This is a genomic window from Roseococcus thiosulfatophilus (genome assembly GCF_017311575.1).
GTDB classification, from domain to species: Bacteria; Pseudomonadota; Alphaproteobacteria; order Acetobacterales; family Acetobacteraceae; genus Roseococcus; species Roseococcus thiosulfatophilus.
Window position 1 is genome coordinate 136,520 of the sequence record NZ_JAFFQY010000003.1, and the last position, 14,026, is coordinate 150,545.

8 protein-coding genes are annotated in these 14,026 nt (G+C 71.4%); 2 read left to right on the plus strand and 6 right to left on the minus strand.

Annotated elements, in window-relative coordinates; all coding sequences use genetic code 11:
- On the plus strand, positions 1 to 597 hold the full coding sequence (locus tag JTN19_RS02345) for a DUF882 domain-containing protein (protein ID WP_206929969.1): 597 nt from the start codon (positions 1 to 3) through the stop codon (positions 595 to 597).
- Here the strand turns inward: JTN19_RS02345 and glgX are convergent.
- From glgX to JTN19_RS02375, 6 genes are all read right to left on the minus strand, one after another.
- Positions 583 to 4,524 (minus strand): glycogen debranching protein GlgX, encoded by a 3,942-nt coding sequence (gene glgX, locus JTN19_RS02350; RefSeq protein WP_206929971.1) that lies wholly within the window; start codon positions 4,522 to 4,524, stop codon positions 583 to 585. The two genes, JTN19_RS02345 and glgX, sit on opposite strands and share 15 nt — an antisense overlap.
- Complete coding sequence (gene glgA, locus JTN19_RS02355) at positions 4,517 to 5,944, minus strand: glycogen synthase GlgA (protein WP_206930019.1); 1,428 nt, start codon at positions 5,942 to 5,944, stop codon at positions 4,517 to 4,519. Before glgA ends, glgX begins: the two co-directional genes overlap by 8 nt.
- A gap of 62 nt (positions 5,945 to 6,006) precedes the next feature.
- Complete coding sequence (gene glgC, locus JTN19_RS02360) at positions 6,007 to 7,272, minus strand: glucose-1-phosphate adenylyltransferase (protein ID WP_206929973.1); 1,266 nt, start codon at positions 7,270 to 7,272, stop codon at positions 6,007 to 6,009.
- Positions 7,265 to 9,493, minus strand: coding sequence for a 1,4-alpha-glucan branching protein GlgB (gene glgB, locus JTN19_RS02365; RefSeq protein WP_206929975.1), 2,229 nt, complete (start codon positions 9,491 to 9,493; stop codon positions 7,265 to 7,267). The genes glgC and glgB overlap by 8 nt, the downstream gene beginning before the upstream one ends.
- 11 nt (positions 9,494 to 9,504) lie before the next feature.
- Complete coding sequence (locus JTN19_RS02370) at positions 9,505 to 11,967, minus strand: glycogen/starch/alpha-glucan phosphorylase (protein WP_340643260.1); 2,463 nt, start codon at positions 11,965 to 11,967, stop codon at positions 9,505 to 9,507.
- Positions 11,968 to 12,048: 81 nt separating this feature from the next.
- Positions 12,049 to 12,969 carry a PfkB family carbohydrate kinase gene (locus JTN19_RS02375; protein WP_206929978.1) on the minus strand — a complete coding sequence of 307 codons (921 nt, stop codon included), beginning with the start codon at positions 12,967 to 12,969 and terminating at the stop codon, positions 12,049 to 12,051.
- 118 nt (positions 12,970 to 13,087) lie between these two features.
- Between JTN19_RS02375 and JTN19_RS02380 the strand changes: the two genes are divergently transcribed.
- The gene (locus JTN19_RS02380; RefSeq protein WP_206929980.1) at positions 13,088 to 14,026 is read left to right on the plus strand and encodes an alpha/beta hydrolase; all 939 of its coding nucleotides are present in this window, start codon (positions 13,088 to 13,090) and stop codon (positions 14,024 to 14,026) included.

Here is a 14,026-nt window from a genome sequence, read left to right on the forward strand (position 1 = left end):
ATGCGGCTTTTCGCGCATTCGTGCCCGGCCTGCGAGGGGCTGGCGGGGGCCTTCTGCGACCCCATGCCCGGCCGTCGCGCCCTGCTGGGCGGGGCGCTCGCCCTGGCCGCCGCGCCATTGGCCAGCCCGGCCCTGGCCCAGGCCGTGGCCGGCAGCACCCGTCGCATCAGCCTGCGTCGCATGCAGACCGGCGAGAGCTTCTCCGGCGTCTACTGGCGTGATGGGCATTATGATCGCAGCGCGCTGCAGCAGCTCGACTGGGTCATGCGTGACCCGGGCGCGCAGGAAGCGACGCCCATGGACCCGCGCCTCTTCGACGTGCTGGTGGGGGTCCAGGGCCGGTTGAATTCCGATGCCACCTGGGAGGTGGTCAGCGGCTACCGCGCGCCGGAAACCAATGCGGCCCGGGCGCGGCAGTCGCGGCGGGTTTCCACCGCTTCGCTGCACATGTCGGGCATGGCGGCCGATTGCCGCCTGCCGGACCGCAACTCGCTCGCCGTGGCGCGCGCCGCGGCCGACATGCAGGTGGGCGGTGTCGGCCTCTATCGCCGCGATGGCTTCGTCCACCTGGATTGCGGGCCCTCACGCCGCTGGTGAGGCGCCCCGCTCCCGCCGCACCGCATTCAGGATGGCGCGGCCGACCGGCGTCGCGGTAAGGCCGGCGGCGTCTTCGGAAAGACGCAGCCGCCAATTGGGCCGCTGCCGGTCGGTCCCTGGCAGATTCACCGCCACGCGTTCCCCCGCCAGATCTTCAGCCTGCACAAGCAGGACCGCGCTGGGCGTGGCCGCGACGTGCCCATGGATGGCGGCGGCGATATCGGGCGTGAAGGGGCCGTCGGCCGCGCCGGCGGGCAGGGGGTGGCCGGAGGCGGCCAGGGCGTCCAGCAGTTGCGTGCGCTCGGCGGCGCGCTCGGCGCGGGCCGCGCGGGCGGCGGCGGCGTCGAAGAGACCCAGCGCCTCGCGTTCACGGATGTCCTCGCCCTCCCACCAGCCGGCCAGCGTCGGCACGTCATGGGTGGCGACGCAGGCCACGGCGGCCTCAGGCCAGCGGGCGGGAGGATTGAAGCGGGGCCCCTCACGCTCGAACCAGAGCACGCGGTAGGAGAGCAGCCCGGCCTCGCCCAGCGCCTCGCGCAGGCCTTCGGGCACGGTGCCGAGATCCTCGCCCACCACGGCGCAGCCGGCGCGGTGGCTTTCCAGCCGGATCTCGCCGAGCAGCCCGGGCAGGTCCTGGGCCAAATAGCAGCCTTCGGAGGCAGGCGCGCCATCGGGCACCAGGAAGAGCCGCTTTAGCCCCAGCACATGGTCAATCCGCAGCGCGGCGGCGTGGCGCATGTTGGCGCGGATCAGCGCGGCGAAGCCCGCATGGCCCTCCTCCATCGAGGCCATGGGGTCGGGCGGTGGCACGCCCCACACCTGGCCCTGCGGCCCCAGCGGGTCGGGCGGCGCGCCCATGGAGAAGCCGCGCAGCGTGGGAAGGGCGCGGCACCAGGCCTCGGCGCCATCGGGGGCCGAACCCACGGCCAAGTCGCGGTACAGCCCGGCCCCGCCATGTGCGGCCTCCGCGAGCTGGCGGTCGGCCAGGAATTGCAGGAAGGCGTGGAAGCCGATGGCATCGGCGTGGCGTGCGGCGAAGTCGCCCACGGCACGGTCATGGGCGTGGGCCAGGCCCGCGCCCCAACGCGCGGGGTCGCCATGGCCGTGATGCTCGGCGAGCGCGCCATAGGTGGCGAAGCTCTCCAGCGCGGCGCCGCCGGCGCGGCGGAATTGCTGGAATTGCGGGTCGCTGGCGCCCACCCGCGTCCATTCCGCGGCCAGCACGGCCCGCTTGGCCGCCCAGGCCGCATCATAATCCACCCGGAGGCCGGCACCGGGCCAAGCCTGGCCCTGGGCCGACGGCAGGCGCGCCACGTCAATCAGGAAAGGTTCGAGAAAGCGCCGGTCGCTGGGCTGGTAGGGGCTGGCGCGGGCGCGGTCCATCAGGTGCAGGGCATGCGGCGGCGAGAGGCCGAGCCACAGCGCGCCCTCCCTCCGCAAGGCCCGCGCGAGTTCGGCCACGGCCGTGAAGTCGCCCAGGCCCTGGTCCCGCGCGTGGCGCAGGGCGTAGATCTGCGCGGTGGCGCCGAAATGCCGGCCGGGCGGGGGTGGCACCGCCTGGGCGGGCGCGATGGTGAGGTGGCAGAGCGCCGTGCCGTGCTCCAGCCGGTGGCGGCCGCTGGGCAGGGGCGGGACGGTGGCGACGCCATCTTCCGGCAGCAGGGACAGTTCGCGCCGCTCCCCGCCTTCCAGGTGCAGCGCCAGCGTCAGGCGGCGGGCCGTGCCCACCTTCAGGCGGGTGGGCTGGCCCGTGACGCCCGCGACATGGGGCGGCAGCAACGGGACAGCCATCCGGCGCGCCAGGCTGTCGCGCGCCTGGGAGGCCGTCTCCGCGGGCAGGCCAAGGGCGGACAGCAGGGCGCGCAGCGTGCCCTCGGGCACCAGATGCCGGCGGCCTTCCACGTCATGCCAGACGGGGGCAAGGCCCGCGGCCTGGGCGAGGCGGCCCAGCAGCGCGGGCTCCGGCGCCTCCGGCTTGCGGGAGGGCTGGCTTTCCTCCGCCAGAAGAACGACCGAGCGCGGCGCGATGGAAAGCGGCGAAGCCGCCTCCCCAGCGCGCGCCGGCTCCGCGCTGTCGGCCAGCAGGCGCCAGCGATGGCCCCAGCGGGGCAAGGGCAGGTGGGCCACGGCGGCGGCCTCGTCGCGATGGAAGACCAGGAGCACGCGGTCGCCCTCATGGTGCAGGGCCACCATCAGGCTGCGGGCGCGGTCCCAGGCGGCGCCCTCCACTGGCTCGCCGGTGAATGTCAGCCAGGCCACGTCCCGGAAGCCGTCCTGTGCCTCGCCGGTCAAGGGCGCCGTGGCGTGCAGGGCAGGGTGGGCGTGGCGGGCGGTGACGAGGCGCGCGGTGAAGTCGCGCAGCGCGGTGTCGCCCTTCGCCCAGTCCAGCCACGAGATCTCGTTGTCCTGGCAATAGGCGTTGTTGTTGCCGCCCTGGCTGCGGCCCAGCTCATCGCCCATGGAGAGCATGGGCACGCCGCGCGCCAGCAGCAGCGTGGCGAGGAGGGCACGCGCGTCATTGGCGCGGCGGGCCCGGATGGCGGGGTCTTCTGTCGCGCCCTCCACCCCGTGGTTCCAGGAGAGGTTGTTCGCCGTGCCGTCGCGGTTGAACTCGCCATTGGCGAGGTTGTGCCGCCCGGCATGGCTGACCAGGTCGGCCAGGGTGAAGCCGTCATGGGCGGTGACGAAGTTCACGCTGTCGCCCGGCCGCCCGGGCAGCAGGTCGGAGGAGCCAGCCAGCCGCGTGGCGAGCCGCCCGGCCATTCCCGCATCGCCCCGCCAGAAGCGGCGGACATCGTCGCGGAAGCTGTCATTCCACTCCCCCCAACCGGGGGGGAATGCGCCGAGGCTATGCGCCTCCACGTCCCAGGGCTCGGCGATGATGCGCCGTGTCCGCAGCACGGGGTCCTGCCGCATGGCGGCAAGCAGCGGGGCATGGGGGTCGAAGCCATGATCCTCCCGCCGGCCGAGCGTGGTGGCGAGGTCGAGGCGGAACCCGTCCACGCCCGCGCCCTCGGCCCAATGGCGCAGCGCGTCCATGACGAGGCGCAGCGGCCAGGGTCGGTCCAGCGCCAGCACATTGCCGCAGCCCGACTGGTTGGCGCCGGCGCGATACCAATGCGCCTCGCCCAGGCCGCGCAGGCTGAGGGTGGCGCCCTGGGCGTCGCTTTCGGCGGTGTGGTTGAACACCACGTCCAGGATGACGCCGATGCCCGCCGCGCGCAGGGCCGCGACGGCCGCGCGCACCTCCGCCATGCCGCCGGGGGCGAGGCGTGGGTCGGGGGCGAGGAAGGCCACCGGGTTGTAGCCCCAGTAATTGGTCAGGCCGAGCGCGGGCAGATGCCGCTCATCCGCCCAGGCCGCGCAAGGCAGGAGCTCCAGATGCGTGACGCCGAGCCCTTGGAGATGCGCGATCACGGCCGGATGGGCCAGTGCGGCGAAGGTGCCGCGGATTTCGGGCGGCACCTCCGGGTGGCGCATGGTGAGGCCCCGCACATGCGCCTCGTAGATCACCTGGGGGCGGGGGGGCAGCGGCATCCAGTCCAGCGGCGGCAGGGGGGCGGTGACGACCGCCTTGGCCATGTGCGGCGCGCTGTCCTCCACGCTGGGCGCCACCCCCGTGTCGAACTGGCTGGCGTGGAAGGGCTGCGGCCGGTCCAGCGCCCGGGCCCAGGGGTCGATGAGCAACTTGGCCGGGTTGAAGCGGCCTAGGCGGGCCGGCCCCTCCGCGCGCAACCCGTAGCGCGCGCCGACCCCCACGCCGGGGATGAGGCCGCGGAACACCTCGTCCGCGCCGGGGGTGAGCCGGTGGCGCGCCACCTCCTCCTCGCCCTCGAAGAGGCACAGCCAGAGGGCGGTGGCACCGGGGGCCGGAATGGCGACGGAAAGCCCCGCGGGGCCGGGGGTCGCGCCGAGGGCCTCAGCCACCGGCGCGCATCTCGTGGAACAATGTGGCATATCTCCGGGCGGAACGTGCCCAGGAGACATCGGTTGCCATGGCGTTGGCGCGCAGCCGCGCCCAGGCCTCGGGCTGGCGGTAGAGGCGGATGGCGCGCTCGATGCTGGCCTGGAGCATGGGGTGGGTCACGGGGGCGAAGTTGAACCCCGTGCCCGCGCCGGCCGCCAGCGCCATCTCGTTCGCGTCCACCACCGTGTCGGCGAGGCCCCCCACCCGCGCCACGAGGGGCAGCGCGCCATAGCGCAGGGCGCAGAGCTGCCCGAGGCCGCAGGGCTCGAAGCGCGAGGGCAGGATCACGGCGTCGGCGCCGCCATAGCAGAGCCGCGCGAAGCCCTCGTCGAAGCCGATGAAGCTGCCGACGCGGCCGGGGTTGGCGGCCGTGGCGCCATGCACCCGGTCTTCCAGCACGCCATCGCCGGTGCCGAGCAGCGCGATCTGCGCGCCATTGTCGAGCACGGCGGGCAGGGCCTCCAGCACCAGGTCAATGCCCTTCTGCCAGGTGAGGCGCCCGATGAAGGCGAAGAGGGGCGCGTCGGGGTCGGGCGCGAGGCCCATTCGCGCCTGGAGGTGCACCTTGTTGGCGGCGCGGCCCGAAGGGTCCGCCGCGTCGTAATGGGCGGGCAGCAGCGGGTCCGTCGCGGGGTTCCACTCGACGGTGTCGAGCCCGTTCAGGATGCCCTCCAGCGCCCGGGCCCGACCGCGCAGCAGCCCGTCGAGACCCATGCCCCACTCCGGCGTGCGGATTTCGGCGGCATAGCTGGGCGAGACCGTGGTGATGCGGTCCGCGAACCACAGCCCCGCCTTGAGGTAGCCCACCTGGCCATAATACTCGACGCCCGCGGGGCCGAAGGCGTCCCAGGGCAGGCCCAGCGCGGGAAAGATGTCGGCCGGGAACTGCCCCTGGAAGGCCAGGTTGTGCAGGGTGAAGAGGCTGGGCAGGCGCGGCGCGTCGAAGCGCAGATAGGCCGGCGCCAGCCCCGCCTGCCAGTCATGCGCGTGCAGCGCGTCATAGCCGCCCGTCTGCGTCAGCGTCGCCGCGGCGCGCGAGAGGGCGGCGAAGCGCATCGGGTTGTCCGGCCAGTCCTGCCCCCAGGGGGCGAGATAGGGCGAACCCCCGCGGGCAAAGAAATGCGGCGCGTCCAATGCCACCACATGCTGTCCGCCCGGCGCCGCATGGACCAGCCGCGCGGGGCCGCCCAGCAGGTCGGGGAGGGGCTCCACCCGCTCCACGGTGTCGAGGGCCGCCATCACGGCGGGATAGCCGGGCAGCAGCGTCGTGACCTCGACGCCCTCGGGCGCCAGGGCGGCGGGCAGGGCGCCCACCACATCGGCGAGGCCGCCGGTCTTGATCCAGGGAAAGGCCTCGGACGCCACGGCCAGCACGCGCAGGGCGGGGCGGGCGGCGGCGGGTGCTGCGTCCTGATGCATCGCCGAAGGCCTGGGCGGCCAGTTCACTTCAGCCGGTCCAGCATGGCCTGGGTGATGAGCACGACGCCGCTCTCCGAACGGCGGAAACGCTGGGCGTCCAGCTCGGGGTCCTCGCCCACCACCAGCCCCTCGGGAATGCGGCAGGAGCGATCCACCACCACGCGGGAAAGGCGCGCCCCGCGCCCCACATCCACGCCCGGCAGCACCACCGCCTCGTGCAGGCGGGCATAGGAATGGACGTGGACGTTGGTGAACAGCAGGGACCGCCGCGCCGAGCCGCCCGAGATGATGCATCCGCCGGACACGAGGGAGGAGATGGCCTCGCCCCGCCGCCCTTCCTCCTCATGGACGAACTTCGCGGGGGGCACGACCTCGGCGTGGGTCCAGATGGGCCAGTCCTGGTCATAGAGATCCAGCGGCGGGACGATGTCCGTCAGGTCGATATTCGCTTCCCAGTAGGCGTCCACCGTGCCCACGTCCCGCCAATAGGGCGAGGATTCCCGCACGGACATCACGCAGGACCGCTCGAAGCGGTGGGCGACCGCGTGGCCGTTCTCCACGATCCAGGGGATGATGTCCTTGCCGAAATCGTGGCTGGAGTCCGGGTTCGCCGCGTCGCGCTTCAGCATTTGCAGCAAATAGCGCGTCTCGAAGACGTAGATGCCCATGGAAGCGAGTGCCAGGTCCGGCCTGTCCGGAATGCCGGGCGGGTCCTTGGGCTTTTCCAGGAAATTGGTGATACGCGAGTTGCGGTCCACCGCCATGATGCCGAAGCCCGAGGATTGCTCCCGCGGGAAGGCGAGGCAGGAGACGGTGACGTCCGCGCCGCTGTCCACATGCTGCTGGAGCATGCGCTCGTAATCCATCTTGTAGACGTGGTCGCCCGCCAGGATGACGATGTGGCGGGGCGCCAGGTCCTCGATGATGTCGATGTTCTGGTAGACCGCGTCCGCGGTGCCGAGATACCAGCTGTTCTCGCTGACGCGCTGGCTTGCGGGCAGGATGTCGAAGCTCTCGTTGCGCTCGCCGCGGAAGAAGTTCCAGCCGCGCTGCAGATGCCGGATCAGGCTGTGGGCCTTGTACTGAGTGGCGACCGCCACGCGGCGAATGCCTGAATTCAATGCGTTGGACAGCGCGAAGTCGATGATGCGTGACTTGCCGCCGAAATAGACGGCGGGCTTCGCGCGGCGGTCCGTCAACTCCATCAGGCGGGAGCCGCGGCCGCCCGCCAGCACGAAGGCCATGGCGGTGCGGGCCAGGGGCGCGGGCGCCAATTGGCGGTCAGGCATCGTTTTCCTCCGGTGGCGGCCATTCTTCGGGCGCCAGATACACAACAGCGAGTGGCGGCAGCACGACCCAGGCCGAGGCGGGCTGGCCGAAGGCGGGCATGTCCCTGGCGCGCACCACGCCGAGATTGCCGAGGCCCGAGCCGCCATAGACGGAGGCATCCGTGTTCAGCAACTCGCGCCATCGGCCGGCCGCCGGCAGGCCGATCAGATGCGCCTCGCGGGGCGCCGCGGTGAAGTTGCACAGCACGGCGACTGGCGCACCGCCTTCACCGTCATGGCGCAGCCAGGTGAAGGTGCAGTCGGCGCTGTCATCGGCGTCAATCCAGTGGAAGCCCTCGGGCGCGGCATCGGCCGCGTGCAGCGCGGGCAGCGCCTGGTGCAGGGCGTTGAGGTCACGCACCAGAGTCTGCACGCCGGTGTGGCGCGCATGCTGCAGCAGCCACCAGTCGAGCTCGCGCGCCTCGGACCATTCGCGCCATTGGGCGATCTCGTTGCCCATGAAGAGCAGCTTCTTGCCCGGGTGGCCCCACATGTAGCCAAGATAGGCGCGCAGGTTGGCGAAGCGCTGCCAGTCATCGGCGCCCTCGCCGCCCTTGGGCATGCGCCCCAGCAGCGAGCCCTTGCCATGCACCACCTCGTCATGGCTGAGCGGCAGGATGAAGTTCTCGTTGAAGGCGTACATGAGGGAAAAGTTCATCAGCTGGTGGTGCCAGCCGCGATGGATGGGCTCCTTCGCCACATAGCGCAGCGTGTCGTTCATCCAGCCCATGTTCCATTTGAAGTCGAAACCGAGCCCGCCTTCCTCGGCCGGTGCCGTGACGCCGGACCAGTCCGTCGCTTCCTCCGCGATCATCACCGCACCTTGGCCGGCCCGCTTCACCAGCGCGTTGATGTGGCGCAGGCAGGCGATGGCGTCGCGGTTGTCATTGCCGCCATCCGCGTTGGGCGACCATTCGCCGGGGCCGCGCGAATAGTCGAGATGGATCATGGAGGAGACGGCGTCCACCCGCAGCCCGTCGGCGTGGAAGCGTTCGATCCAGAACATCGCGTTGGAGGCGAGGAAGGCGCGCACCTCGGTGCGGCCGTAGTCGTAGATGGCCGTGCCCCAGTCCGGGTGGAAGCCGCGCTGCGGATCGGGATGTTCGAACAGCGGCGTGCCGTCGAAGCGCGCCAGGCCATGCGCGTCCTGCGGGAAATGCGCCGGCACCCAGTCGAGCAGAACACCCACCCCCGCCTCATGCGCCGTGTTGATGAAGCGCATCAGGCCGCGCGGCCCGCCGAGGCGCGCCGTCACGGCGTGCATGCCCACAGGCTGGTAGCCCCAGGAGGCATCGAGCGGATGCTCCATCACGGGCATGAGCTGGATGTGGGTGAAGCCGAGCGAACGGACATAGGGGATGAGGTCGGCCGCCAGTTCATCCCAGTTCCAGAACCTTCCATCGGGGTGCCGCTTCCACGACGGGGCGTGAACCTCGTAGACCGACATGGGTTGCGTGCGCGGCGGGGATTTCGCGCGGGCGGCCATCCAGGCGGCGTCCGTCCACTCGAAGCCGTCCAGATCCGCCACGACCGAGGCGTTGGCGGGGCGCAGTTCCGCCGCGAAGCCGAAAGGGTCGGCCTTGAGCGGCAGCAGCGCGCCGTTGGGGCCGAGCAGCTCATACTTGTAGACGGTGCCGGGGCCGATGCCGGGGAGGAACAGCTCCCAGATGCCGCTGTCCACGCGCCGGCGCATGGGGTGGCGTCGCCCGTCCCAGAAATTGAAATTCCCCACCACCGAGACGCGCCGCGCATGCGGCGCCCAGACGGCGAAGCGCGTGCCTGCCACCCCCTCATGCGTTCCGGGATGCGCGCCCAGCCTTTCGTGCAGCCGGTGATGCGTGCCTTCGAGGAGAAGATGATCGTCGAGCGGCCCGAGGGTGGGGCCCAGCGCATAGGCGTCGTGGATGTCCCGGGCGCCAGCGGGCTCATGCACGCGCAGACGCGTGCAGGCTTCGCGCCGCACCCCGGGCAGGAACGCCTCGAAGAAGCCCTGCTCGCCGCGCGGCGCCAGCGGCCGCGACCCTTGCGGCAGCATCGCCTCGACGCGCGAGGCACCAGGGAAGAAGGCGCGCCACACCACCCCGCCCTCGGTCGCGTGGGGGCCCAGCAGGGCGAAGGGGTTGCCATGGGCGGCGGCCAGGAAAGAGGCCAGCTCCGCCTCGCTGGCGCGCCAGGCTTCCATCGCGGCGCCGCTCAACGCCCCACCGGCACGCGCCAGATCTCTTCCGCGTATTCGCGGATGGTGCGGTCGGAGGAGAACCAGCCCAGCCGCGCCGTGTTCAGGATGGCCGCGCGCTGCCATTCCGCCCGCTGCGCCCAAAGCATGTCCACCTCGCGCTGCTTGGCGAAATAGCTGTCGAAATCCGCGGTGACGAGGAAGTGGTCATGCTCGCGCAGGTTCTGCACCATGTCCTGGTAGCGGCCGCGGTCATCGGGAGAGAGCACGCCGGAGGTGAGCTGGTCCATCACCTGCGACAGGCGGAAGGAGGCCTCGATGGCCATCTGCCCGCGCCAGCCCTCGGCGCGGCGCTGCTCCACCTCGGGCGTGGTCAGGCCGAAGATGAACATGTTCTCCGCGCCCACATGCTCCAGCATCTCGACATTGGCGCCGTCCAGCGTGCCGATGGTCAGCGCGCCGTTGAGGCCGAGCTTCATGTTGCCGGTGCCCGACGCCTCCATGCCGGCGGTGCTGATCTGCTCAGACAGGTCGGCGGCGGGGATGATCACCTCGGCCAGCGAGACGTTGTAGTTGGGCAGGAAGACGACCTTCAGCCGGTCGCGCATCATGGGGTCGCGGTTGACCATGCGCGCCACGTCATGCGCGAGCTTGATGATGAGCTTGGCGCGGTGATAGCTCGCCGCCGCCTTGCCCGCGAAGATCTTCACGCGCGGCTGCCAGTCGCGGTGCGGCTCGGCGCGGATCGCGTCATAGAGCGCGATCGTCTCCAGCACGTTCAGCAGCTGGCGCTTGTATTCGTGGATGCGCTTGATGTGGATGTCGAACATCGCGGACGGGTCCACACGGATGCCCGTGCGCTCCCGGATCACCTGGGCCAGTGCCTGCTTGTTCACGCGCTTCACCTCGGCGAAGCGGGCCTGGAACGCGGCATCGCCGGCGAGCTTCTCCAAGCCTCGCAGCGCCTCGGGGTTGTCCAGGAAATCCGGCCCGATGCTCTCGACCAGCAGCTCCGTCAGGCAGGGATTGCATTGCTGCAGCCAGCGCCGGAACGTCACCCCATTGGTCTTGTTGGTCAGCTTGTGGGGCTGGAGCATGTGGAAGTCGCGGAAGACCGTCTGCTTCAGCAATTCCGAATGCAGGGCCGAGACGCCGTTCACCTTGTGGCTGCCCACGAAGGCCAGGTGCCCCATCCGCACGCGCCGGCCGGCCTGCTCCTCGATGAGCGAGAGCGAGGCGAGCAGCCGGGTGTCGCCCGGATAGGCCTCCGACACCTCGCCCAGATGCACCGCGTTGATCATGTAGATGATCTGCATGTGGCGGGGCAGCAGCTGTTCCATCAGCGCCACCGGCCAGCTCTCCAGCGCCTCGGGCAGCAGGGTGTGGTTGGTATAGCTGATGCAGCCCTGGGTGACGCGCCAGGCGTCGTGCCACTCCATTCCGTTGTCGTCGAGCAGGATGCGCATCAGCTCCGCCACCACGATGGCGGGGTGGGTGTCGTTGAGCTGGATGGCGACGCGGTCGGGCAATGTGTTCAGGCTGCCATAGACGCGCTGGTGCCGCCGGATCAGGTCCTGCAACGCGGCCGAGGAGAAGAAGAACTCCTGCCGCAGCCGCAATTCCTGCCCCGAGGGGCTGTCATCGGCCGGGTAGAGGATGCGGCTGATGGCCTCGGCCCGTGCGCGTTCGGAAACGGCGCCGATGTGGTCGCCGCGGTTGAAGGCCTCCAGCCGCAGCACGTCGGGTGCCCGGGCGGACCACAGGCGCAGCGTGTTCACATGCTTGCCCCGCCAGCCCACGATGGGCGTGTCATAGGCGACGGCCAGCACCGTCTCGGCGGGCTTCCAGACATGGCGCACCTGGCCATCGCCATTCTCGATTTCCTCGACGCTGCCGCCGAAGCCGATGGGGTGCGCGATTTCGGGCCGGGCGAACTCCCAGGGGTTGGAGAAATTCAGCCAGTCCTCCGGGAACTCCTCCTGCCAGCCGTCGCGAATGGCCTGCTTGAACAACCCGTGGTCGTAGCGGATGCCATAGCCGAAGGCGGGGATGGAGAGCGAGGCGAGGCTTTCCATGAAGCAGGCCGCGAGCCGCCCCAGCCCGCCATTGCCCAGCGCCGCGTCGGGCTCGCAGGCCTCGACCAGCGCGGGGCTGACATCGAGCGAGACCAGGGCCGCGCGCACATCGGCCATCAGGCCGAAATTGGACATGTTCTCGCGCAGCAGCCGGCCGATCAGGAATTCCAGCGAGAGGTAGTAGACCTGCTTCTCTCCCGTGTCGTAGGCCGCGCGCATGTCATTCAGCCAGGGCTGCACCACATGGTCGCGCACCGCGAGCGCGGTGGCCATGAACCAGTCGCGGTCCAGCGCGCCCGCGCGGCTCTTGCCGATGTCGTAGGTCAGCTTGCGCAGGATGGCATCGCGCATGGCCTCCGCGCCACGGGCGACGGGGGCGGGGATGTTCGTGTCGGGCGGTGTCACGGAGTGGCGCATCCTCAACTTGGGCGGTGCGATCCTGGCATGGATCGGCGGGGTGCCGGAAGCGTCTTCGGGCCCGTGCGGCTAGCCCTGTTCGGCCAGGAAAGCCTCGGTCTCGGCCCGTGCGGCGGTGGTCCCGTCCCGCGCGCGCAGGGCGCCCGCGGCATTGGCGAAGCGCAGCGCCGCCTCCACCGGCCGGCCCTCGGCGATGGCGAGCGCATAGGCTCCATGGAACACGTCGCCGGCGCCGGTGGTGTTGGTGGCGGCGACGGGGAAGGCGGGCATCTCGCGAGGGGTGCGCTGGCCGCGCGTCAGCCACAGCACGCCCTTCTCGCCGCGCGTGACGGCCGCGACCTCGGTCACCCCATCGGTGAGCGCCCGGCGCAGCCCCTCCGCCGGGCGGGCGCCCGGGGCGAAATTCATCAATCCAGGGACCGAGAAGATGACATGCCGCGCGCGCGGCACGAGGTCGAGCAGGATGCGCGTCTCGCTGCGCTCGGCGTCCAGCACGCTGGGAAGGGATTGCGCCTCGGCGGCGGTGAGCGCCGCGACCGCCCCCTCATGCCAGCGCGGGTCGCAGAGCAGCGCGCCCGCCCCTGTGAGGGCATCCAGCGGCAGCCAGGCGGGGTCCACCGCCAGATGCTCGCCGCGATAGCCCAGGATCGCGCGCTCCCCCACCGCATCCACCAGCACGGCCGAGACGGGGCTAACCGCGCCCGGGATCACGCGCACCGCATCGGTGGCGACGCCTTCGGCTGCGAGCGCCGCCAGCAGCATCGCGCCATTGGCGTCATCGCCAAGCCGTCCCCAGAAGGCCGCTCGCCCGCCAAGGCGGCGCGCCGCGATGGCGGCGTTGGCGGCCATGCCGCCGGCCGTGAGCGCATAGCCGCGCGCCCGCGCCTTGGCTGGCGGCTGGGGCACGTCGTCCACGCGAAAGACGTGGTCCGCCACGGCATTGCCAAGACAGATGATGAGGGGAGAGGGGGTCAGGGAAGGGCCGTCCATGCCCGGCCATCTGGCCTGATACCGCACGCGCCGCGCAAGCTTCTCCTTGCCGGGGGCGTGTTGCCGGTCGGTCGCGCTTGGCCCAACCTGCGTGCCATCGCATTCGACAGGAGAGCCCATGGCCGCCCCCCTCCACCCCGATTGCCTCACGCTTCTGGAGATGGTGAAGGCTTCGGGCCGCCCCGCCTTCAACCTGATCTCGCCCGAGGAGGCGCGGGAACTCTATGCCGCCGGCCGCCCCGTCCTGCAGCCGCCGCCGCCCGAGGTGGCCGAGGCACGTGACCTGGTGCTGCCCGGCGGCAACCGCGCGCGCCTCTACCGCCCGGCCGGCAGCGCGGCGGACGATGTGCTAGGCGGGCTGCTCTACATGCATGGCGGCGGCTGGGTCTTCGGCGACATCGACACGCATGACCACCTGGCGCGCAGCCTCGCGAACGAGGCGGGTTGCGCCGTGCTCTCGGTGGATTACCGCCTGGCGCCCGAGCACCGCTTCCCCGCCGCCATCGAGGATTGCGCCGCCGCCTTCCGCCACATGGCGGAGAATGCCGCGACCTATGGCATGGACCCCGCGCGCCTGGCGGTCGGCGGTGACAGCGCGGGCGGCTCCATGGCGGCCGTGCTGGCGCTGATGGCGCGTGATGGCACCCTGCCGCCCGTGAAGTTCCAACTGCTGCTCTACCCCGCCACCGACATGGCCATGCGCCATGAGAGCTATGCCCGCTTCACCGGCGGCGTGCCGCTGACGACCGTCATCATGGAGTGGTTCCGCGACCACTACGCGCCCGACCCCACGACGTGGAATGACTGGCGCGCCTCGCCGCTGCGCGCCCCTTCGCTGGCTGGCACCGCGCCCGCCTATGTGCTGACCGTGGCGCATGACCCGCTTTGCGACGAGGGGCGCGACTATGCGGCGCGGCTGGAGCGCGAGGGGGTGCGTGTGCAGCACCTGCACGCCGCCGACATGCTGCACGGCATGCTGACCATGGGCGCCATCATCCGCCCCACCGCCACCTATATCAGCGCCGCGGCCGCGGCTCTGCGCGACGGGCTTGCCTAG

Bases quoted from the DNA above. Each gene is read 5' to 3' on its own strand.
- glgC (WP_206929973.1), bottom strand. From the start codon at position 7,272: ATGCCTGACCGCCAATTGGCGCCCGCGCCCCTGGCCCGCACCGCCATG.
- JTN19_RS02345 (WP_206929969.1), top strand. From the start codon at position 1: ATGCGGCTTTTCGCGCATTCGTGCCCGGCCTGCGAGGGGCTGGCGGGG.
- JTN19_RS02375 (WP_206929978.1), bottom strand. From the start codon at position 12,969: ATGGACGGCCCTTCCCTGACCCCCTCTCCCCTCATCATCTGTCTTGGC.
- glgB (WP_206929975.1), bottom strand. From the start codon at position 9,493: ATGGAAGCCTGGCGCGCCAGCGAGGCGGAGCTGGCCTCTTTCCTGGCC.
- JTN19_RS02380 (WP_206929980.1), top strand. From the start codon at position 13,088: ATGGCCGCCCCCCTCCACCCCGATTGCCTCACGCTTCTGGAGATGGTG.